Annotated in this window: 21 protein-coding genes; 13 read left to right on the top strand and 8 right to left on the bottom strand. The window is 37.6% G+C overall.

Going from position 1 to position 23,023, the window contains the following annotated elements:
• Window positions 1-157: 157 nt before the first annotated feature.
• From AC4BHA_RS11910 to AC4BHA_RS11900, 3 genes are all read left to right on the top strand, one after another.
• Window positions 158-1,132, top strand: a complete 975-nt coding sequence (locus AC4BHA_RS11910) for an ADP-ribosylglycohydrolase family protein (protein WP_490558714.1) — start codon at window positions 158-160, stop codon at window positions 1,130-1,132.
• Window positions 1,133-1,566: 434 nt separating this feature from the next.
• On the top strand, window positions 1,567-1,764 hold the full coding sequence (locus tag AC4BHA_RS11905; protein ID WP_139892411.1) for a GH32 C-terminal domain-containing protein: 198 nt from the start codon (window positions 1,567-1,569) through the stop codon (window positions 1,762-1,764).
• Between the two features lie 344 nt (window positions 1,765-2,108).
• Complete coding sequence (locus tag AC4BHA_RS11900) at window positions 2,109-3,368, top strand: cytochrome P450 family protein (RefSeq protein WP_066104602.1); 1,260 nt, start codon at window positions 2,109-2,111, stop codon at window positions 3,366-3,368.
• A gap of 84 nt (window positions 3,369-3,452) precedes the next feature.
• Here AC4BHA_RS11900 and AC4BHA_RS11895 read toward each other — a convergent pair whose 3' ends face one another.
• Window positions 3,453-4,187: a glucose 1-dehydrogenase gene (locus tag AC4BHA_RS11895; protein ID WP_066104599.1), complete on the bottom strand. Its 735-nt coding sequence runs from the start codon at window positions 4,185-4,187 to the stop codon at window positions 3,453-3,455.
• A 311-nt stretch (window positions 4,188-4,498) separates the two neighbouring features.
• The gene (locus AC4BHA_RS11890) at window positions 4,499-4,894 is read right to left on the bottom strand and encodes a SpoIIAA family protein (protein ID WP_490558713.1); all 396 of its coding nucleotides are present in this window, start codon (window positions 4,892-4,894) and stop codon (window positions 4,499-4,501) included.
• A 386-nt stretch (window positions 4,895-5,280) separates the two neighbouring features.
• Here AC4BHA_RS11890 and AC4BHA_RS11885 point away from each other — a divergent pair, with 386 nt between their 5' ends.
• Entirely contained in the window at window positions 5,281-6,360 is a 1,080-nt protein-coding gene (locus tag AC4BHA_RS11885) for a hypothetical protein (RefSeq protein WP_490558712.1), read from the top strand.
• Between the two features lie 545 nt (window positions 6,361-6,905).
• Here AC4BHA_RS11885 and AC4BHA_RS11880 read toward each other — a convergent pair.
• Window positions 6,906-7,082, bottom strand: coding sequence for a hypothetical protein (locus AC4BHA_RS11880; protein WP_180349997.1), 177 nt, complete (start codon window positions 7,080-7,082; stop codon window positions 6,906-6,908).
• A gap of 509 nt (window positions 7,083-7,591) precedes the next feature.
• On the opposite strand from AC4BHA_RS11880, the gene AC4BHA_RS11875 reads away from it, so the two are divergent.
• The 4 genes from AC4BHA_RS11875 (at window position 7,592) to AC4BHA_RS11860 (ending at window position 13,168) form a co-directional block, all read left to right on the top strand.
• Window positions 7,592-8,548, top strand: a complete 957-nt coding sequence (locus AC4BHA_RS11875) for an acetylxylan esterase (protein ID WP_066104581.1) — start codon at window positions 7,592-7,594, stop codon at window positions 8,546-8,548.
• A complete protein-coding gene (locus AC4BHA_RS11870; protein WP_139892409.1) occupies window positions 8,541-10,775 on the top strand; it encodes an alpha-galactosidase in 2,235 nt (744 codons plus the stop codon). The genes AC4BHA_RS11875 and AC4BHA_RS11870 overlap by 8 nt, the downstream gene beginning before the upstream one ends.
• Window positions 10,776-10,796: 21 nt before the next feature.
• Window positions 10,797-12,188, top strand: coding sequence for a glycoside hydrolase family 1 protein (locus AC4BHA_RS11865; RefSeq protein ID WP_066104572.1), 1,392 nt, complete (start codon window positions 10,797-10,799; stop codon window positions 12,186-12,188).
• A 95-nt stretch (window positions 12,189-12,283) separates the two neighbouring features.
• Entirely contained in the window at window positions 12,284-13,168 is an 885-nt protein-coding gene (locus AC4BHA_RS11860; protein WP_066104569.1) for an ROK family protein, read from the top strand.
• Window positions 13,169-13,591: 423 nt separating this feature from the next.
• Here the strand turns inward: AC4BHA_RS11860 and AC4BHA_RS11855 are convergent, their stop codons facing one another.
• Together AC4BHA_RS11855 and AC4BHA_RS11850 are read right to left on the bottom strand one after the other, a co-directional pair.
• Window positions 13,592-13,885 (bottom strand): hypothetical protein, encoded by a 294-nt coding sequence (locus AC4BHA_RS11855; RefSeq protein ID WP_066104564.1) that lies wholly within the window; start codon window positions 13,883-13,885, stop codon window positions 13,592-13,594.
• 153 nt (window positions 13,886-14,038) lie between these two features.
• Complete coding sequence (locus AC4BHA_RS11850; RefSeq protein ID WP_490558711.1) at window positions 14,039-15,232, bottom strand: AGE family epimerase/isomerase; 1,194 nt, start codon at window positions 15,230-15,232, stop codon at window positions 14,039-14,041.
• A gap of 455 nt (window positions 15,233-15,687) precedes the next feature.
• Between AC4BHA_RS11850 and AC4BHA_RS11845 the strand changes: the two genes are divergently transcribed.
• The 4 genes from AC4BHA_RS11845 (at window position 15,688) to AC4BHA_RS11830 (ending at window position 19,985) form a co-directional block, all read left to right on the top strand.
• Entirely contained in the window at window positions 15,688-16,623 is a 936-nt protein-coding gene (locus AC4BHA_RS11845) for a glycoside hydrolase family 113 (RefSeq protein WP_140462073.1), read from the top strand.
• A gap of 155 nt (window positions 16,624-16,778) precedes the next feature.
• Window positions 16,779-18,083, top strand: a complete 1,305-nt coding sequence (locus AC4BHA_RS11840; protein ID WP_490558710.1) for an ABC transporter substrate-binding protein — start codon at window positions 16,779-16,781, stop codon at window positions 18,081-18,083.
• Window positions 18,084-18,219: 136 nt separating this feature from the next.
• Complete coding sequence (locus tag AC4BHA_RS11835) at window positions 18,220-19,101, top strand: carbohydrate ABC transporter permease (protein WP_066104552.1); 882 nt, start codon at window positions 18,220-18,222, stop codon at window positions 19,099-19,101.
• Window positions 19,102-19,103: 2 nt separating this feature from the next.
• Complete coding sequence (locus tag AC4BHA_RS11830; protein WP_490558709.1) at window positions 19,104-19,985, top strand: carbohydrate ABC transporter permease; 882 nt, start codon at window positions 19,104-19,106, stop codon at window positions 19,983-19,985.
• A gap of 85 nt (window positions 19,986-20,070) precedes the next feature.
• On the opposite strand, the gene AC4BHA_RS11825 is transcribed toward AC4BHA_RS11830, so the two are convergent.
• Complete coding sequence (locus tag AC4BHA_RS11825) at window positions 20,071-20,667, bottom strand: DUF624 domain-containing protein (RefSeq protein WP_148630034.1); 597 nt, start codon at window positions 20,665-20,667, stop codon at window positions 20,071-20,073.
• A gap of 266 nt (window positions 20,668-20,933) precedes the next feature.
• Here AC4BHA_RS11825 and AC4BHA_RS11820 point away from each other — a divergent pair, with 266 nt between their 5' ends.
• Window positions 20,934-21,647 (top strand): GntR family transcriptional regulator, encoded by a 714-nt coding sequence (locus tag AC4BHA_RS11820; RefSeq protein WP_066104544.1) that lies wholly within the window; start codon window positions 20,934-20,936, stop codon window positions 21,645-21,647.
• A 206-nt stretch (window positions 21,648-21,853) separates the two neighbouring features.
• Here AC4BHA_RS11820 and AC4BHA_RS11815 read toward each other — a convergent pair whose 3' ends face one another.
• Both AC4BHA_RS11815 and AC4BHA_RS11810 read right to left on the bottom strand, forming a co-directional pair.
• On the bottom strand, window positions 21,854-22,303 hold the full coding sequence (locus AC4BHA_RS11815; protein WP_225983598.1) for a DUF3021 domain-containing protein: 450 nt from the start codon (window positions 22,301-22,303) through the stop codon (window positions 21,854-21,856).
• A 10-nt stretch (window positions 22,304-22,313) separates the two neighbouring features.
• Window positions 22,314-22,754, bottom strand: coding sequence for a LytTR family DNA-binding domain-containing protein (locus AC4BHA_RS11810; RefSeq protein ID WP_148630032.1), 441 nt, complete (start codon window positions 22,752-22,754; stop codon window positions 22,314-22,316).
• Window positions 22,755-23,023 lie beyond the last annotated feature (269 nt).

Below are 23,023 nucleotides of genomic sequence, written 5' to 3'. Positions count from 1 at the left end.
GAGGGATATCCAAAAATTAAGTATTCTGATATATTAACATATTCATTCTATTTTAACAAATTGAAGGAAATGGAATTAAGTTTTTGGGAAATCCCGTTATAGAAGAAAGGTTAGTTTGGTAAAATGAGATAAAAGACAGTATAAGGGAGGATTCCATATGACAAGAAAAGTAGATGGAGTTCCAGCAGATACAATGAAGGAAAAGATATATTCAACCATTATAGGCGGGATTATTGGGGATGCTCTTGGTGTACCGGTAGAATTTAAAGCCAGAAATGCCGGCATTACAGATATGATCGGTTATGGGACCTATAATATGCCTCCTGGAACATGGTCTGATGATACATCACTAACGATGTGCCTGATTGAAAATTTAATTGCAGGAAAAGATGAAAATGATTTGATGAACCGCTTTGTTTCCTACCAGGATAAAGGCTACTGGACCCCATATGATGAAATGTTCGATATCGGCATTGCAACCGCAAATGCTATTAGCCGTTATAAGCAAGGTGTACCGGCTGTTCAGTGTGGTGGGAAAACGGAATATGATAATGGCAATGGCGCACTTATGCGTATAGTGCCACTTGTATTTACATTATCGAAAGAGCCAGATGCTCAGACGAGGAAAAAGGAAATAGAGAGAATTGCGCATGTCACGCACGGCCATCCAAGATCTACCCTTGGTACAATTATTTATGTGGAATTTTTGCTGAATATGTACGATCAACATTCACCTTTAGAATCCTTGGAAATTGCACTCAATACATGCTGGGAACAGCTTGGATCAGAGAATGAGTATCAACAAGAATTTGCTTCATATGAAAGAATCTTTAGTCTAAGCTTGCTTGAAGCAGACCGCGATGATATTCGCTCGGATGGATATGTTGTTCACTCACTTGAAGCTGCTTTGTGGTGTTTCTTTAAATCTCAAACCTATGAAGATGCCGTTCTTGAAGCGGTCAATCTGGGCAATGATACTGATACGATTGCTTTTATAACGGGAACTATAGCTGGTATGTATTACGGGATGAAAAATATTCCGGAAAAATGGGTGAATGCCCTGGTCAGTCAAGATAAAATCATAGACCTCTGTGATCGCTTTTATGGCTATTGCGTGGAGAAAGCGAAATAATTTTATAGATAAAATATATGAAATCACTAAAATAGACCTGCTCAGGAAGTCTGCAAAAACGACTTTAGGACAGGTCTTTTTTAAAAGGCTTTTTTTTCGCATAGATTGTCGCTCTGAATAGAAAGAAAGAAGTACTTCTTATATAGATAAATATGTCTAAAGGTAGTGAAATCCCATTAATCTCAACCTTTCGTAAAAAGTATGACAAGAATAATTTACTTTTTATGGTATTGTAAAAAGACATATTCGGCTGAAGAGCAGGCTAATCAGATAAATTAAACTTTTAGACGGGAGAAGCTATCTTGATGGTTATCTATAATAGGCAGTAGAGTTTTCTAGGGCTTGAGACTTAACTTAAAATACTTCTATAGCTCATTTTTATTAGCTTGTTAGTAACGTATGCTTGAAAAAAAGAAAGTGGGTTATAGAAAGCAATGAAGATAGAGTCAAGAACGTGTAAACTGGATAGCCTAAAGACGATGCAAATATTTATAGATACCTCTTCATTAGAAATATTTATTAATGAAGGAGAAGAAACATTCACAGCCCGTTATTTCCCTAAGCTAAAAGAAAAAGAAATTCTTTTTAGTAGAGAAGGACGATTTGATTTGATGAAATGGGATCTTGCTTAAATAATTTCCTTATCATGACTTGTATAAATGCCTATTATGGCTTTTGTGCAGGTCTTTTTTTGTAAATAAAAGTTTTTTCACCCATGACATTGTGTCTAGATGAGCAAAAAGTATTTATTATAAAAGGGATATATTTGCATATGACAGAAAGGGATTCTTTGAAGCTACACATTCATTCTACCTATATTAAAAAAGTACTTTACTCGCATTTACTCTATAGCAGGGTAATAGTATCCTAAGAAATAGTACACAAATTAGAGTACTAAAAATAGAGTATTGTATCAGAGCTTACAATCATTAAGAATATGTAAGGCTAAAAGAAAAGATGGAAGGAAGGTAGATTGATGAATAAGACAGAAGAAATGGTTTCCAACCAGGTTCTGGGTGTATTAAGTGGAAAGAGTAATGAAGATCCATTTTCTGTATTTGCAAAAATGCGCGAGCTTGGGCCTATCGTTTCTATTCCCAACCCTTTGGGAGAGGCAGATCGTCAAGCTTGGATGGTTGTACATATGGATGAGGCAGTCCAAATCCTTAAAAATCACAAACAATTTACTGTAGATCCTTCCTCTATTGATGGAGAAAAGGGTTTTAGAGATAAAATTTATAGCGAGGTAGATACATCAGCACCTGACACATTTTTTACCGGCAAATCAATGCTTTTTGTTGATGGTATGGACCATAGGAGATTACGGATGTTGGTCTCAAAAGCATTTACACCAAGATATATGGAAGGCTTGCGACCGCGTATTCAAGAAATTGCAGATGAATTACTTGATAAAGTTCAATCTAAGGGTGAAATGGATCTTGTAAAAGACTATGCTTACCCATTACCAATTAATGTGATTTCTGAAATGTTGGGAGTGCCATACGCAGATCGTGAAAAACTCAATATATGGTCCTCCGCGATTGCGAAGGGGATGGGCTGGGGGAGACAAGACCCTACTGTAGCAGCCCATTTACAGGAATTTGGAGAATACACCCAAAACCTGGTTGCAGAAAAGAGAGCCAATCCTTCTGATGATTTAATTAGTCAGCTTATTGCGATTGAAGCAGAAGGAGAACGTCTTGAAGAATCAGAATTAATCTCAATGATTACTTTATTAATTTTTGCTGGGCATGAAACCACCTCAAACTTAATCGCAACGGGATCGATGTTGTTGTTTGAACATCCTGAACAACTTGAAGCATTAAAAAGCGATCTAAGTTTAGTTCCATCAGCTGTAGAGGAATTATTACGTTTCAACGGTCCATCTACAAGTGTGGGTCCACGCTTTGCAAAAGAGGATGTAGAGATAGGCGGCAAAAATATTAAAAAAGGAGATATGGTTCTTGTGACGGTAAAAGCCGCGAATCGAGATGAGGAAGTATTTACTGATTCAGAAGGGTTAGACGTGAAGCGGAAAATAGATCATCACCTAGCATTTGGACATGGTGTCCACACCTGCTTAGGAGCTCCGCTTGCAAGAGTAGAGGGAGATATTGCATTTACTACCCTATTAAAACGTTTTCCTGACTTAAGACTGAATGTACCTCAGGAGGAAATTCAATGGCAATTTGCCCTTTCCTCAAAAGGAATCGATTCACTTCCTGTTGCTTTTTAGTATATATAATAGCAAAAAGCCAAGACCTTGATTTAAAAGGTTTTGGCTTTTTGGTTATAAGTATTAAATTAATGCCTTTAAGTTTTATTGTGCTGTTAAACCACCATCAATGATGAATTCACTGCCAGTTGAGTAGCTGGACTCATCAGATGCCAAGTAAAGCACTAAGTTAGAAACTTCTTCAGATTGAGCCACACGTTTAAGAGGAATGTGTTTAGCAAATGCTTCTACGGCTGCTTTTGTATCTTCTTGTACAACCATTGGTGTAGCAATGACACCTGGGTGAATAGAGTTTACACGAATACCGTAATTTGCACATTCGATTGCAGCTGCTTTTGTCATACCGCGTACTGCAAATTTAGTATCTGTATAACCGATAGCACCAGCAACGATTCCGTTCATAGACGAGATATTAACAATCGATCCACCGCCAGCTTTTTGCATGGCTGGAATAACTGCTTTCATTCCTAAGAATACAGAAAGTTGGTTAATATCCACGATACGGCGATAATCTTCCTCAGTCATGTCTAAAATAGATTTTGCCATTGTAATACCAGCGTTATTGACTAAGACATCGACTTTTCCAAATGCTTTTTCCGCTTCTTCTACAACCTTTGCCCAATCTTCAGCACTAGTAACATTTTGTTTTACAAATAAAGCGTTTTCCCCAAGTTCAGCAGCTGTAGCTTGACCTTTTTCTACATTAAGGTCTGTTAAAACTACTTTAGCGCCTTCTTCTACTAATCTACGAGCATGTGCCGCGCCCATACCTTGAGCCGCTCCAGTAATAATAGCAACTTTACCTTCCATACGTGCCATGATGGCATTCCCCCTCAGCGCCTAATATTTAGTATTAGGCATATTATCCTACACTTATAAATTACCAAATAAATGTTCCGTTTGTCCATTATTTAGGATTAAATATCATTATATTTACATAATTTATCCATTTTTGACGAATGTTAAGAAGGCACTGCTTTCATTAGAAAAAAGAAAGTAATATAGTAGAAGATTACTCTCTTTTAAGGATCGTTAATTTATAACTGAATCGAAGTATGGCTAGCTAATAGATTAATAACACAACCAAAATAACTCCCTAAAAAACTGTAGGGAGTTAATTACTGGCTATTTTAAAGAATGACATTTGTCGGATCGTCACTGAGTTGTCTATATCCGAGTATCCAATTCCAAGCATCATCCAGCTGATCGGAGTCAAAATGCTTAGCTTCAATGCCCGGTACCAAATTACTGAGCGTTGCAATCATATTGGACCAATTCTGATCTGCTACAATTGCAATCTTGTTAAATTGATTCATTCGTTTTGTATCGAATTTGATTCCTTCTGCCAGACCTTTAAGGCTGGCTCCATCAACGTTTTCAATGACAGCTAGTAAATTAAATTCCTTACCATCCAATAAATTTTCTTTTACAAAGTTATCTAATTTACGTGCATCTTCTTCAGTCGATTTCCCGTACATTTCTACTGCGATAGTAGAAGGATCCTTACTTGGTAAAAATGTTAGCATTTCTATTCCTCCTTATGCATCGTTTTATTACACAATTCCCCTGTAGAACAATGTCAAACCAATAATTTACTATTTACAGATACTTGAAAAAACCATCATAATACATATGAGCAAATTTTAGGTATTTTATACTGATAAATCAATTAGAAGGGCGGGTAACTTGGACTATATAAAGTGATATAACAATTTTTTTATCTATTCTTTAGTTTTAACGCTCGACCGTAACATGGATTCTTGGCATGGAATAGAAGCGAAAAGGTATTTAGGCCTCTAAAAATCCAAGTGGTAAAGGAAGCGTTAGTAAAACAATAGAGGTGACAGGTATATTGCCATATACCTTGGCAGGATTAACCTATAAATAACATCATAGATTGGAGATATGTACAGTGTTTATGTTTATCGGTATGGCTGGTTTTTTAGCATTTATAGTTTATTTGATTTTGTCAGTGATTTCCGGCTTACGAAAAACAGGTAAGGCAAAGAAACATCTTAAAATGGCTGCAATCATGTTTGTCGTGTTTATGGTTGGTGCAATGAACAGTTCAGATGAGCTGGAAGAAGCTCCAGTGGAAACAGAGGCAACCGTAACGGATGAAAAGCAAGAAACAGCAAAAGAAGAGCAAAAGGAAGAGATTGCTCCTTCTGCCGTAGCAGATGTAAAAAATGCCATTCAAAAAGGGATGGATTATCAGGATTATAAGCAAATAGAGCAAGATCAATTGAACGTGGAAACAGGAGAGACCTACTCAATTGGAAATGGATATGAAGGACATGTATTAAAAGCGACAGATGGATACGTGGTAGTTGGAACGGACTATTCGAAAGTGCTGTCAGTTGAATCATTTGCGAGTAACGAAGAAGCTAAATCCTATGCAGACAGATTAGTAAAAGAAGCTGAGGCAGCTGAGTTGGCTGCAAAGGAAAAAATCTATGAAGAGTCCAAAATAAAACTAAGCGGTTCAGGTGATGAATCAACAGATATGATTAATCTGCAAGCTGGATTTGCCGTTTTTGAAGGAAACTATACTGGCGGTAGTAACTTCATTGTGAAATTGATGGATGAAGCAGGCAATAATGTAGAATTGTTAGTCAACGAGATTGGCAGCTACAAAGGAAAGACGTTTGCCATGATTAATACGACTGGTAACTATTATTTAGATATTAAGGCATCTGGTAACTGGAATTTCTCTATAAGTCAGCAAATTCCACCAACCCCAGCTGAACTTCCAACTGAAATCAGTGGAGAAGGGGATGATGTTGTTTTTGTAAGAGCCGGCGGCGGAAACTATAAATTTACATCCACACATCAGGGATCCTCTAATTTTATCGTTCGTATTAATGGAACGGGCTTACTTGTCAATGAAATCGGAAACTATAGCGGCTCCACCCGCAATAAACTGGAAAACGGTGATTTTGCGATTGTAGTCAAAGCCGATGGAAAATGGTCAATTAAGATAGAAGAATAAAAACAGCTCAGTAGAATGATGTTTCACCCCGAAAGTTAGAGTGAACTGCACCCCCAATTGTTAAACGTGTGTCTAACAATTGGGGGGCAGTTCAGAGTAAGAACTAACTTTTGGGGTGTTTTTGTTTTGAGAAGACTCTATTCGTAAATATTGTTGTTAATCAAAAAGAGAGATAGCATACCGCTGTCTGCTTGTGCCGCTGTAGCCGTTAGCACAATAAGGAGGTATTTAGAAGTAATCAGGAATATCAAGTGATAGCGTGGCGAAATCATTTTTCTTCGAATAGTACATGCAAATGCTGTCTTTATATTTTTGTCTATCATTTGGTAGAACAACAAAACCTAATTTTTTGTAAAAGTCTATCCCAATATCACTATAAAGGAAAAAGTTATTAGAGTTTTCATCCTGTTCTAATTTATTTATTGTTTCATTGACCAAAGTAGTAGCATATCCGTTTTTTCTTAAATAAAAAGGAGTAGCAATTGAACCAATACCTTTTACAACTTGTTTTCCAGAAAGATTTAGTTCATATACGACGAGGGAGCTTAATAATTGCTTTGCTCCTGTTGCTTCAAGAACGTACCATTTCCCCTTTTATACTTACTAGAGTTTTCACACATAGTTATATATTCTTTAAATGGTAATTTATCTCCCCAAACATCATAGCCCATCTTATAAATTTCTATCATATCCTCTTTTGTTGCTTCCCTAATTTTTCTCAAAGTATATATCCTTGTATTTATACGGTTTATATTTTCTTTTTGATTTTAAGGTTATTAAGACCTCTATTCTAATTGCACTAAACTGTATCTTAGCAACATAAAGAGTTCAACAGAAAGGGATATTAATCCTATTTGTAACAATGCTCTGTTAGTAGTGAATATATATATAATGACTTAGGCTTTAACTTAATAGAAGGACATGACCCTCCGAACCAAATATGATGGCATGAGAACCAAATCTAAAAGTATCATTAAAAGCCAAGTTTATCTCCCATCCTTAGATTATTTTGTTGCATTTTACTAGATAACTTATTCTCCGCCATTACTGTTTAATCCTCTGTTCAGCTATACTAACAAGTAAAATGTGAATATTTTATGTAAAATGATAAGTCTATTTTACTAGTAGAATTAAATTTAAAAGGATTTACATATTTTCATAAAATATATACATTTACATAATTTTGTATATTCTTTATAATGAAAGCGATACCAAAAGAAGGGGTGTTCTTATGAAAGCAGAAAAAGTCATCCATCAATATCAGAATTATCTTGGAAGTGGAATAAAACCTGCGAATTTTGATGAATTTTGGGATAAACAACTGGAAGAGCTTGAACGGCTTCCATTGGATTATGAATTAGAGAGAGTTGAAATTCCTTCCCGAGTCGCTGATTTTTATAATTTGTATTTTATTGGTGTTGAAGGAGCAAGGGTGAGATGCCAATATGTTTGTCCGAAACAAGTAAATGGAAAAATACCCGGAATGCTTATGTTCCATGGATATCATGGAGACAGTGGTGATTTTGGCGATAAAGTAAGCTGGGCTGCTGAAGGCTTTTCTGTCCTTGCTATGGATTGCCGCGGACAGGGCGGGCTTTCTGAGAACAACTCTAAAGTAAAAGGAACAACGATGAAGGGACTCATCATCCGCGGTGTCGAAGAAGGGCCGGAAAGTTTGTATTTCCGTTCTGTATTTCTTGATACTGTACAGGCTGCCAGAATTTTGATGTCGATGGATGAGGTCAATGAAGAGGAAATATATATTCAGGGTGCCTCACAGGGCGGAGCTCTATCATTGATTTGTGCAGCGTTGGAACCAAGAGTGAAAAAGGTTGTTGCGCAATATCCATTTTTAAGTGATTACCGTAAAGCTTTTGAATTTAATATTACTTCTTCTGCCTATGAGGAACTTCATTATTGGTTTCGTTTCCGTGATCCGATGCATGAGCGTGAAGATGAATTCTTCAACACTCTTGAATACATAGATTTGCAACACTTTGCACCGCGAATTAAGGCGGAAGTAAAATGGGCGATTGCCCTTGAGGATGATGTTTGTTATCCAGCCCAGCAATTTGCGGTCTACAATCAAATCACTTCGCCAAAGGAAATGATTATCTTTCCGGAATATGGTCACGAATATTTGCCGAAGCTTGGTGACCGCGTAAAGGGGTTCCTATTATATGAATAAATTGATTAAAGTAAATAAAAACAAGCTTGAGTTTCATCTATCAAACAGTAAAGTAAGTTATTTATTCCGCGTGATGGACCAAATCAATCAGCTGGAGCATTTATATTTTGGGAAAAGTATTCGTCATCAGGAAAACTTCGACTTTTTAATGGAAAGAGAAGTACGTCCATCGAATAATCAGTTTGAGGGTGATCATACTTCATCACTGGAACATATCAGACAAGAGTATCCTGGTTTTGGTACCTCGGATTTTCGCTACCCAGCCCAGCAGGTTCGCTATCCAGCGGGTGACAGAATCAGTCGTTTTGAATATGCAGATTATCGAGTCATGGAAGGGAAACCAGTCCTTGCTGGTCTGCCGGCTACATATACGGAATCTCCTGAGGAGGCAGAGACGCTCGAAATTCTGCTGAAAGATGCGTATTCTGAGCTGACATTATATATATTCTATACGATTTATAAAGATCGGCCGGTTATTGCCAGAAGTGCTAAATTTACGAATAATGGTTCTGAAGACTACGAGCTTGAAACAGCGATGAGCTTAAGCATCGATTTTTCAGATGATAATTTTGAATTGATTCACTTAAATGGTGCCTGGACCCGCGAAAATCATCTTGAAAGGAAACCGGTTATAACAGGCGTCCAATCGATTTCCAGTACACGTGGAGCAAGCAGTCATGCTCATAACCCATTTATGGCGTTGGTTCGACCCGAGACAACGGAGCATGCCGGTGAGGCATATGGCTTCAGTTTAATTTACAGCGGTAATTTTCTCGCCCAGATTGAGGTGGATACATACAAAGTAACAAGAGCGATGATGGGCATTAATCCATTCCAATTCGCATGGAAGCTGAAGCAGGGTGAAAGTTTCCAAACACCAGAAGCCGTACTGGTTTATTCTGACTCTGGTTTAAACGAAATGAGTCAGGCATTGCACGACCTTTATCGTACTCGATTGGCGAGGGGAGTTTGGAGGGATAAAGAACGTCCGATTCTTATTAACAACTGGGAAGCGACCTATTTTGATTTTAATGAAGAAAAAATTCTTGAGATTGCACGTAGTGGTGCTGAGCTTGGAATGGAGCTGTTCGTCCTTGATGACGGCTGGTTTGGTCAGCGTAATGATGATAGCTCTTCATTAGGGGATTGGTTTGTTAATAGTGCTAAATTGCCTAATGGAATGAAGGGGTTATCAGAAAAGATACACGCCTTGGGATTAAAGTTTGGTCTATGGTTTGAACCGGAAATGGTCTGCAAGGATACTAAGCTATTTAAAGAACATCCAGACTGGCTAATCCAGGTTCCGGGCAAGAGACTATCTCACGGCCGAAATCAGTTTGTCCTGGACTTTTCCCGATCTGAAGTAGTCGAAAATGTATACGAACAAATGGATGCGATTCTATCAGACTGTCAAATTGACTACATCAAATGGGATATGAACCGCTATATATCAGAGGCCTATTCCATAGCATTGCCGGCGGATCAGCAAGGAGAGGTATGGCATCGTTACATTTTAGGTGTTTACTCCTTATACGAGAGGCTGATAGCGAAGTATCCTGATATATTATTCGAATCCTGTGCAGGCGGTGGAGGACGTTTCGATCCAGGGATGCTCTACTATGCACCTCAAGGCTGGGCAAGTGATGATACAGATGCAGTTGAACGGTTAAAAATTCAATATGGAACTTCATTCGTTTATCCATTATCCAGTATTGGCAGTCATGTATCTGCTGTTCCGAATCATCAGGTGGGAAGGACAACAAGCATGGAAATGCGCGCTAATGTTGCCTTCTTCGGTACATTTGGATATGAGCTGGATATTACCCTTCTATCGGAGGAGGAAAAGGACCAGATTAAGAAGGATATTACCTTTTTCAAGCAGCATCGCGCTTTGATCCAGCAAGGGACATTTTTCCGGTTATTAAGTCCGTTTACCAACAATGAAACGGCATGGATGGTTGTTTCAAAGGATCAAACGGAGGCGATTGTTGGCTATTATGAGGTTTTATCAAAGCCAAATCGTCCATATGAACGATTAAAGCTAAAAGGATTGGCAGAGGACAAAATGTACCAAATCAATGGAGACGGGAAAAGGTTTGGCGATGATTTAATGCAAATCGGTCTTCTTTTCGGAGAAAACTTTACCGGAAAAGCGGATGAATTTTGGTCCAGAGAGAAAACGAAGGATTACAATAGCAAACTATTTTATTTGAATTCAATAAACTAACTGTTTAGGAGAGAGGCAATCATGAAAAAGTTTCCGGATAATTTTTGGTGGGGTGCAGCTACCTCTGGTCCCCAAAGTGAAGGTAGATTTAATAAAAAACATGCAAATGTATTTGATTACTGGTACGAATTGGAACCCGAGGAGTTTTACAAACAGGTTGGACCTGATACCGCCTCCAATTTCTACAATAGTTATGTAAAAGATATTCAATTAATGAAGGAAATTGGTCTCAATTCTGTCCGGACCTCAATTCAATGGACAAGATTGATTGACGATTTTGAAACAGCGACTGTCAACGAGGATGGTGTTCGCTATTATAATGATGTGATTAATGAGTTCATTAAGCAAGGAATCACGCCTGTTATGGCACTCCACCATTTTGACCTTCCGGTTGAGCTATACAAGAAGTATGGCGGCTGGGAATCAAAGCATGTAGTTGACTTGTTTGCTAAGTTTGCGGGCAAATGCTTTGAGCTGTTTGGCGACCGCGTTAAGTACTGGTTTACTTTTAACGAGCCGATGGTCATTGTGGACGGCCAGTATTTATATCAATTCCATTATCCAAAGGTGGTTGATGGAAAAAAGGCAGTCCAAGTTGCGTATAACTTAAATCTGGCTTCCGCTAAAGCGATTAAGGTTTTCAGGGAGTTGGGTCTTCATAATCAGGGTGCAAAAATTGGAATCATTCTCAACCTGACTCCATCCTACCCGGCATCCAATAAGGAAGAAGACGTAAAAGCAGGGAAAATTGCGGATCTATGGCGCAATGAGATGTTCTTAAATGCGGCTATATATGGAGAATTCCCGGCACAATTGGTTGAGATTTTAACAAAAGATAAAGTGATTTGGGAATCAACGGAGGAAGAACTGGCGATTTTGAAGGCAAATACGATTGATACCCTTGGTGTTAATTTCTATCATCCGTCTCGCGTAAAGGCGCCGGATATCTCACCAAACAGTACAGCCGATTGGATGCCTGACCGTTATTATGATCATTATGATATGCCCGGCAGAAGGATGAATGTGGACAAAGGATGGGAGATCTATCCGAAGGCGTTGTATGATATCGCCATCAATATTCGTGATAATTATAAAAATATCGAGTGGTTTGTGTCTGAAAACGGAATGGGTGTTTCACGTGAGGAACGTTTCCTGAATGATGAAGGCATGATTGAGGATGATTATCGGATTGAATTCATTGAGGAGCATCTAGAATGGATCCATAAAGGAATAGAAGAAGGGTCAAATTGCTATGGTTATCATTTATGGACACCTATTGACTGCTGGTCATGGAAGAATGCGTACCGTAACCGTTATGGATTTATTTCGAATAACATCCATACGCAGGTGAAGACCATCAAGAAATCGGGTTATTGGATTAAAGAAGTTAGTGAAAATAATGGATTAAAGTAAGTGATTGATCAAGCACCTAATTTATATAGAATAACGGAACTGTTCTGCAAATTAGGTGTTTATTTATTATTCCAAGGGAGCAGGAAGTGAAAATCATGTCATTACTTGTTTTTGATATTGGCGGTTCGGCTGTAAAGTATGCGGTTTGGGATAAGGAAGAAATAGTAGATAAAGGATCATTTATCACTCCATCTACATGGGAGGAAATGAAAACATCCTTATTGCAGGTTAAACAGAAATTTGCTAATCAGTTCATGATTGAGGGAGTTGCAATCAGTTCACCTGGAGCTGTCAATCAAAGAAGAGGAGTCGTGGAAGGAGCAAGTGCTGTTCCCTATCTTCATGACTTTGAGATTTACCCTGAGCTAACAGAGCTATTCGGTTGCCCCATTTCCATGGAAAATGATGCGAATTGTGCAGCGCTTGCAGAAGTTTGGAAGGGTGCAGCTAAGGGGCTGAAGGATATTATTTTTGTAGTAGTCGGCACAGGTATTGGCGGTTCCGTGATTGTCGACGGAAAGATTCATCATGGAAAACATCTTTTTGGCGGAGAATTTGGGTATATGCTCTTGAACCATGATGAGACCTTCAGTACATTAGCAAGCCCGGTCAAAATGGCTGTCCGCTATGCGAAACGGTTCAATCTGCCAAGCGGAAAAATTAGCGGAAAAGAAGTATTTGAACTGGCGGAGCAGGGTGACAAAATAGCAATAGAGGAAACAGAAAAGTTCTATTATAGCCTGGCACAAGGAATCTATAACTTACAGTACAGCTATGACCCTGAAAAAATTATTATTGGCGGGGGAGTCTCGGCTAAACCAGATTTGATTCCACAATTACATCGTAAATTTAAGGAAATATTAGATAAGGTACAAATTGCAAAAATTGTTCCAGACATTGCTATTTGCAAGTTTGAAAATGATGCCAATCTTATTGGAGCAGTATACAATTATCATCTAAATCACGGCGAAAGCAAATAACAAACAAATCCTGCATCTATACCATGCAGGATTTTTATTTGGCCCTGTTTATAAAGGTTATTGCGAAGGGTTAGTAAAGGAGAAATGTTTTTGGTCTCATTTGTTTATTCATGTCCATCTGATTGTTTAAGTGAAATGCTTCGCAAACACGTTCAAGTATACTTGATGACCTCAATTTAGTGCCTATGGTAAATAGGTTAATCAAAAATATTACTTATAAAGCGAATGATCATCCTTGGTATAAACATTAAAATCTCCCAAATTATTTCACCAATGATCTCAAACAGGGATTCTTTAAAAAAGCCGTTTCTATTTCTCCTTCTATGTCTCATCTTCTTTTAACTCCTAATTAAAAATGATTGATTTGGAGCAAAACATTTACCTTTAAACAAATTCTCTTTCATTTCTTAATCGAACAATTAGCTAGATGAAGAAATAGTCTTCCGCTGCTATCAAATAAAAGAGTAGTGCACAAATAAACCAAATTAAGTAGCCTCTACGATTTGTTTCTTTTACTAAATAATTTTCTATACCATTTAATAGGAAGCTAGTTCCAAGCATAAGATACATCCAATAAAATCGACTAGTATACAACACTGGAAACGAAGCAATACCCATGCCAATCCATACAGTAATTTGTGCATACATAAGAGGTTTAACTGGATGTTCAGCTTTTTCAAAGAACAAGCTTATAATATTTTTCATAATAGAATTCATATTTTTCCCCCATAGATCATTTCAGGAACTATCAGTTCTAAATTAACTTCACTGTAATAGTTTACCATTTTTTAAGGTTATACAACTATACTAATTGAGCTAATATTAATGAAGAGGGATAAAATAAGGCTCTGCTTAAACAGAGCCGTTTATTTATTCTGGAAGTCTTTTTATTAGCTCATAACACATGCGGCCGTTATGATAAAATCCTTTCCAGGAGTCAGCGATATTTTCAGGTGTTTGGTATTGATCATTTCTGAGTGAGGAGATTACCTCTCCGTGCTCATCTATCCTTGAGAACCATTCTCCTCCCGTACGAGGGTCGTGAATCTTTTTCTGAATATACGTCCAAGTACGTTCGCTGAGTTGGATAAATTGTTCATCTTTAGTAAGCTGATAAGCATTATAAAAGCCGATAACTGCCTCTGCCTGCGCCCACCAAATCCTTGTCTTATGTATGTTTCCCTCTTTTTTAGCATCATAGATAGATCCATCCGGATCAATGCCTTCAACTGCAACCTTGTAAGCAATCTGCTTATTCATTTCTACAATATCTGGCCGGTCAAGACCGGTTATATGTAGGGTTTCGGTTAAGAGCCAGCTCGTTTCGATATCATGGCCGTAGGAGTACGCCTCTTTTGTAGACTGCCAGTTTTCATCAAAAGCGACTCTGCAAACATGTTCTGTAGGGTGATAGATTTTTGAATAAAACAAATCCAACAGATAATTGATTTTGCTCAACAGCTGCCTATCAGGCCAAACACTATATAAATTTGTATAGGCTTCTAATAGGTGAAGATGACTGTTAGTAGTAAAAACAGCATTAGCACCTTCATTCAGCAGATGATGCTCGGTCTGTATCCAGTCCTGTGTAAATTCCTCTTTGTAACCTCCGTATGTAGTAGAAAAACATGTATCTTCAAGAAGATGAAAAAGATCAATGGCATAGGTTAAGGCTTCCTTATTGTCAGATGCCTTGACATATTCACTAAGTCCATAAATAGCAAAGCTTTGTGCATAGATGTGCTTGGTTGAGATGAGAGGCTGCCCAAGGTGATCGACAAGCCAATAGATTCCTTTATGTTCTTGGTCCCATAACGCATTAATCAAGAAATGGTAGGAATGCTCAGCGGCCCGCAAATATTTTTCATCTTTCGTGAGAAGGTAAGCGCCCGAGTAGCTCCACAGGTGACGTGCTCCTACCACACCTCCTTTAGGACTATCTTTGTGCATGGTTAAATTATAATCTAGAATTCCATATGATCCGCCATTATCATAATCTAATAGTTTCATCCAAAAGGGGAGAATTCTTTCGTTTAATTCCTTTTTAAATTCAATCTTTTCCAACTGGAACAGCCTCCTCATGTTCTTCGACAATATTTTGGATCCATTTCTTAGATAACGTTCGTTTTACACCGAGAAGAGCCCGAATGATTTCATGTGAGCTTGCAAGGGCATATATAGCAACTTAATATAGCGTCTGCTCTAGGTTTTCTTTGATCATTTTCCAGGAAATAAACTCCTTTTTAACAAGCAACATGAAAAGAAAACTTGTCTGGACGAAATCATATTCAAACTGGAGATGATTAATAACTGAATCGTGATTGGAATGGTGAAGTAAAGCATTTTACGGTAGTATTCTTGTTTATGATCCATATCTGCACGTACTTTCAATTTTTTAATTTTTCTTTACGAAAATAAATGGAAAATATATAATTAATTTACAACAAATGTATATACTTATCAATCTATTAATATTACTTTTTGTTACATTTTGTTAAATCATTTGAAAGGAGAATATGATGGATTTTATTAAGGGATTTAGCTTTGGTTATATGAGTAAGCGCGGAGAATGGGAGGATGTGAAGGCAAAACAGTCTTTAAAATCTTTAAAAGAAAGATGCGGAATTGATCATGTCGTTTTAACGGTTGTGGCAGAGCAAGATCGACCCCAGTCCACTGTAATTAACTGGAGGGAACATCCGAATGTGGTCAGTGATGAAGAAATCATCGAGATGGTCCATTTTGCACAATCACTGGGTTTAAAGGTTATTTTAAAACCGATGGTGAATGTTTCGGACGGGACATGGCGTGCCCATATTAATTTCTTTGATACCGATGTTCCGTGTGAGCCTAAATGGTCTGAATGGTTTGCCTCTTACAATGAATTCATTCTTCATTACGCGAAACTAGCTGAAGAAACGAAGTGTTCCATGTTTGTGGTCGGCTGTGAAATGGTCAATGCAGACCGCCGTGAAAAGGAATGGCGTGATTTAATAAATGAGGTCCGGAAGCTGTACAGTGGACTTGTTACTTATAATTGCGATAAGTACCAAGAAGATATTCTAAAATGGTGGGACGCTGTTGATGTGATCTCTTCTAGCGGTTATTATCCGATTGATAAATGGGAACAAGAGCTTGATCGTATTGAAAGCGTTGTCAAGAAACACACTAAACCATTTTTCTTCTGTGAAGCCGGCTGTCCGAGCTGGGAGGGTGGAGATTTGCTCCCAAATGACTGGACATTAAGAGGGAAAGCAGATGTCAATGTCCAAAAAGAGTGGTACGAAAAGATGTTTAGCACAACGGTAAAGCGAGATTGGGTAAAAGGATTTGCCTTATGGGACTGGAAAGCTCATTTATATCCTATAGAAAAGGCAGATTCTGATCAGGACTATGCTGTCTATGGAAAGCCGGCAGAAAAAGTTATTTATCGATATTATAAGGAAATCTTTTAATTTACAAGACTGAAAGATTGTCTGTTTTGTTGATAAAAAGTTACAACATTTCAAAAGTATTACTTTTTTGTAATAAAAGACTATACAAACTAAAACATAGGATGCTACAATATTTTTGTAAGCGTTTACCAAATTATACTTTGGAGGGAACTGGAATGAAGAAATTATTCCGTATGGGGGTTGCCGCAAGTGCTCTGGCCCTTGCATTAACAGGTTGCAGTGATAAGAGCAATAGTGATTCCGATTCTAAAGAGTCAGGAAAAGAAACAATCACTTTTATCAACCACAAGACAGACTGGACAGGTAATGGGAAATGGGATGAATACATAGCAGAGTTTAATAAAAATCATCCCGATATAGAAGTAAAAGTGGAAACGATTACAGACTATGCCGGTCAAATGCAAATTAGGATGAACTCAGAAGACTACGGTGATGTGTTCATGATTCCAACAACGATTAAGCCTGAAGACAATGCAAACTTCCTTGAGCCGCTTGGTAAACAGGATGAATTATCAAAGAAATATATGCTTTTAAGTGACCGTTCTTATGAAGGTACTTCCTATGGTATTCCGATTGCAGTTAATACGACTGGTGTCATCCTTAACATGAAGGTATTTAAAGATGCAGGTATTGATACTGTTCCAACAACACCAGAAGATTTCGTAGCTGCATTAGAAACAATCAAGAAAAAGAACGCGGATGTAACTCCTTTATACACAAACTACGCTTCCGGCTGGACATTAACTAACTGGGACTTCATCCGTACAGGTGCTTCCGGTGATCCGGATGTTACGAATAAAATGGTGAAAGATAAAGAACCGTTTGCAGATGGTAAAGTAATGAACACAAGCTACAAACTTTTATATGATTTAGCGGAAAAAGGTTTAACTGAAGCTGATCCTTCCACAACTGATTGGGAACAATCCAAACAAGATTTGGCAGACGGAAAAATTGCTGTTATGGTTCTAGGCAGCTGGGCAATTGAACAAGTTCAAGCTCTTGCTGAAAATCCAGAAGATATTCAGTATGCAGCGTTCCCAATTACCGCACAAGATGGCAAACAGTATGCTGCGATTGGCGGAGACTACAATATCGGTATTAATGCGAACAGCAAACAAAAAGAAGCTGCTCGTAAGTTCGTAGACTGGTTTATTGATGAATCTAACTATACAAAAGATACAGGAGCCATCTCTCCTAAGGTTGGCGAAGAAATGCCAGCAGCTCTTAAAACGATGGAAACAGCTGGAGTAGAATTTATCCAGGCTAATCCATCACCTAAAGGAGAAGAATCTCTATTTAGTGACATCAACAACACATCTGAAATCGGTATTGATACAACAGAAGCAACGAAGCAACGTATTATCGATGCGGCAAAAGGCAATACAAAAGAATCCTTTGATGCCATTATGAAAGACTTGAACAAAAAATGGTCCAGTGCAATGGAAGAGGTTGGCAAGTAAGGAGAATCATCTTATTGAATATACTGGGGTGTTTGCAGAATTCATACTGTAACACCCCAGTTCCTCTAATACAGAAGGATTTGAAAAGTATCTTTGTCCATTAGGGCCAGCTAATGAGATAAGAGGAGTAAAAGCGATGAAAAAAATAAATTTGAGTTATAAGGCGCAGCGTCGTATTATCATTTTTCTGTTTTCAGCTTTACCTGTTTTTTTGCTTTTATTATTTTCTTATTATCCGCTAGTAAAAATGCTTCAATACAGTGTTACGGATTGGAATGGGATTAGTCCGACGAAGGAGAATGTTGGTCTCGCCAACTATTTAAAGGTCTTTACAAACCCAGAGTACTTTTCAGTATTTAAAGTCAGTCTCTACTATTTTGTAGCGACATTTATCCAACTGGGAATTGCTTTATACTTTGCCACGATCCTAACTTTCAAGGTGAAATTCGCAAACTTTTGGAAGGGTATTTTGTTTTTTCCGTACCTTTTAAATGGAGTGGCTATTGGGTTCATCTTCTTGTATTTCTTCAAAGCCGGAGGAACATTGGATACGGTCATGACTTTCCTTGGGTTAGATAGTCAAATCCAATTATGGCTTGGAGACCGTTCTATAAACAATATGTCCCTGGCGTTTACGTCGATTTGGAGATATATGGGGTTCAACTTCATCATATTCCTGGGAGCTATTCAGTCCATTGATCCTGAAATTTATGAAGCAGCGGAAATTGATGGTGCCAGCCGGTTCCAGCAATTTTTATACATTATTTTACCGAGTATCAAACAGATTGTGTTCCTGAATATCATTTTAGGAATAAGCGGTTCCCTAAGTGTATTCGATATCCCATACATTATGACGGGTGGATCAAATGGAACGAAAACCTTTGTCATTCAAACAATCGATACAGCCTTTAAGTACCAGAAGCTAGGACTGGCGTCTGCCATGGCCCTCATATTGTTAGTCATTGTCATCGTCGTGACATTAATTCAAAAATACATGACTAGAGAGAAAGAGGTGTGACCATGAAGGCAAATGTCAGTGTGACAGAACCAAAGATTCCAGCAAAGCAGGATCATGCATACAACATTAAGAAACTGCTTGGCGCCATTGTAAAATACGGCAGCTTACTGCTTGGAGTAGCGGTTGCTATTTTACCTGTATTGGTTGTGTTTATTGGATCATTCAAGTCAAAAGAGGAATTCCTGACAACTGGTGTTCTTGCTTTACCGGAACAATTTACGTTTGACAATTATACAAGAGCATTCATAGATGGCCAAATGACTGTTGGGTTTAAAAATACGCTTATCATCTTTATTGTTTCAATTGTAGGAAAACTCTTGCTTGGAACGATGATTGCATATGTTTTGAACCGATTTGATTTTAAATTGAAGAAACCTATTATGGGACTCTTCCTCCTTGCAACCCTGATTCCGGCAATCACTACACAGGTTGCAACATTCCAGATTATTGAAGGAATGGGCTTATTCAATACGATTTGGTCGGTTATTGTGCTGAATCTTGGCACAGACGTAATAGCTGTCTATGTATTCCTGCAGTACCTTAACAATATTCCAGTTTCATTGGATGAAGCAGCAATCATGGAAGGCGCATCTTACTTTCAAATTTACCGCAAGATTATCTTGCCTTTGCTCAAAGCTCCAATGATTACGATTCTTATTATTAGCGGTGTGGGAATCTACAATGACTTCTACAATCCATTCCTGTATATGCCGTCACCTGAATTGAAGGTTATTTCAACAGCGTTATTTGCCTTTAAAGGACCATATGGAACGGATTGGCCGGTCATTCTGGCGGGTGTTATTATCGTAATTACACCAATACTAATCGTCTTCCTGGCCCTTCAAAAGTATATTAATAACGGAGTTTCTGGTTCAGTAAAATAAGTATTTCAAGTCCGTTATAGTAGAGGAAGAAAAAACTGCTTGAAAGGAAAGCCCTTCTTTTCAAGCAGCTCTTTTTATAAAGGTATTAGTTTGTCAGAATCTTAGGGATGAAGACAATTTTTTTGGTCGCAATGATTAATAGAGGCGGTGCCAAAAAAATAAAGGCGACTAAATTTACTTTGATTATCAATGTGAAAGCTAAGATCATCAGCAATATAACCAGGCTACGGAGTGGATGGCGAATGCAAGTATCAAAAGCCAGTGCATAGATCCATTTTGCGGAATGAGTATTCCGTTGATCATGAGCAAGGAAGTAAATGCTATAAATAGCAATGGTCCATAAAAGAAAAGTCCAGATCAAAATCGGTATTTGCAGCCATGTTAAGATAGGCAAGGCCTCGTGAAGCGGTGGATAGATAGACATCAGTGAAAGTCCGCTGAATAAAAACAATAGAAACGATAACCCTATATAACTTTTATTCTTTTTATAGGATTCTTGAAAAGCTGAACGGATTGAATCATCTTCTTTCCGGTGAATGAGTTCAACAGCATGGATCAGTCCGACTGAAGCGGAAACAAACCCATAGATGATTCCACCTCTAAGTATATAAAGCCAGAAATAATAGCTGGAAATAGTATATTGAGAGACGAAATCAATAAAAAGTTTTATCAGATTCTTCATGTTGGCCCACCCTAACTTTTACAATATATTCTATATATACCTTTAAATGATTACAAATTCAAGGGAAAGTTATAATCATTTAAAGATATAAGTATAATCATATCTTCAAGCATGATTTGATATTTCGATGTAATACGTTATATGGAATAGAACAAAGAATCAGGTCATTGATTACTATAATTTGCATACCTTTACTTTTACACTATATTTTTCCTGTGATAGTATTTATGATTGACTTATAAGAAGCGTTTAGGAAGGTGTTAGGAATGAACAAGTACGAGGCCATTGCAAATGAAATGAGGCGAAGGGTAAAGAGTGATTATTACTCAAAGGACCAGCCGATTCCAGACGAATATACTCTTTCGAAAGAATTTGACAGCAGCAGGGTAACGATGAAAAAAGCTTTGAATATTCTTGTTACAGAGGGGCTTTTATATAGGAAAAGAGGACATGGTACCTTTATTATCGAGCCTCCATTTGATGACAATAAAGTGAATATCATCAGTGAAGAAAATATTGGACTATCCAATCTGGCCAATAATGATGAGGTAAAAAGCAAGGTAATTGCCTTTGAAATTCAATTTCCCTCTGAGCAAGTAGCCAGTAAACTAAGGATCAGCCTTGATACACCTGTCTATCATATTATTCGTCTCAGGATTGTAAATGATGAACCATATGTAATAGAAAAAACATACATGCCGGCTAATCTGGTTCCCGGTATTAATGATGAGGTTCTTCATTCTTCCATATATAAGCATATTAAAGAAACACTTGAATTAAAAATGGGTGGAGCACACCGTAAAATCAGAGCATGTAAATCAAATGAACTGGATCAAAAATACCTGGATTGCAGAGCTGACGATCCTATCTTGGAAGTCGAACAAGTTGCCTTTTTGATTACTGGTATACCATTTGAATACTCTTTCTCACGGCATCATCACGACAAGTTCGTCTTTACAACGGTAACGGTAAATCGATAGGAAACCGCATAATTTGGCTCAGAAAAAGAAAAGGTGACTCTAGAGAGAATAGGGTCACCTTTTCTTATTGTAAGAATAACTTGAGTTGTACAAATCTTATTGGGGTGTCTTTATAGATATTAAGTTTACCTCCTATCAAAACTATTTTTAAAAGGAGGCAGAATACCTTATTGCTAGTAGGAAAACTGTAATTCTAAAGTGGGTGTCTATGGTTTATTTAATGAATGATTCAAACGATTAATTTCTCGCTTCCAAAATAGATACTGGAAGACCCAGAACATTAAATAAATGACCACAAAGATAAGGAAGTAAAGTGAAAATCCTATAAAGGAATGCTCCATCCAATGGGAGTAATAGGCGACAGGAAACATGGCGATGGTAACTAAGCAAAAGTGTAGAGTTGTTTGTTTTGTAAGACTCCAATTATCATGTTCAAAAATGATAGAGCCTGCAGCAAAAGCAACTCCTAATAATCCGCTTAAAATAAATTGCAGTAGATAGGCATTTAATTCTGTACCCATGGTCTCTATTAAGCTGGGTACTACAGCGTAAAACGTCCCATCCCCAATGCCAAGTGAAATGCAAAGGGTTATAAAGGTTGATATAAAAACGCCTAGCGGAAATCCTATTGCCCCTCTTACGATAATTGTCTTCATCTTCATCACCTCATATTCCTAAATGTTTTTTTATCTTATTAATATAACGCCTCGAGACATATGATTGATCGCCGGTATTGAATTTCAGAGTGATTGTTCCGCTTATGCTCATATCTAAGCTTTTAACTTTTTCAAAATTGACAATCTCAGAGTTTGAAATTCTGATGAATTGTTGGCGCGGGACCATTTCTTCTAATTGGTATAATCTTTGTCGTAAGCGCAATTTTTCATTATTTACTTGTGCATAAACATATTGACCTTCAGTATAAATCCGCAAGATATCGTCCATTTGTATCAAAAGAATTTCATCACCTTTATAACCCATCAGTGATTGGTATTCATTGCCTGAAAGTTTTTCAAGTAAACTTGAAATTTCATTTGTCATTTCACTAGCATGTATGACGATTTTGGGATCTGTACATTCACTATCTAACTGGATTTCTATCCTCATATTCCACCCCCACCCTTTTTTATGGATCTTTCTCCCTTTATTATAGGAAGCAATTGGATATAGTACTACATCATTTATATACCTGGTCAGATTTCTAATATATATGGATGAAAATGAATAATAGCATGATAATCAGTGGAACCAATCCTTAGGGATTAAACCCGTGGCCAACTATGAGCCGAAGTTTAAGGGGGTGAACTTAAATGACCGAAAACCTACAAAGCAGGGGACAATCCTTTTTTAATGAAGAAACAGTTAGTTAGGGTTAG

Source organism: Pradoshia sp. Z3_51 (assembly GCF_058215915.1).
Note: the sequence above shows the minus strand (reverse complement) of the source record. Positions and strands in the feature narration are given on the sequence as shown.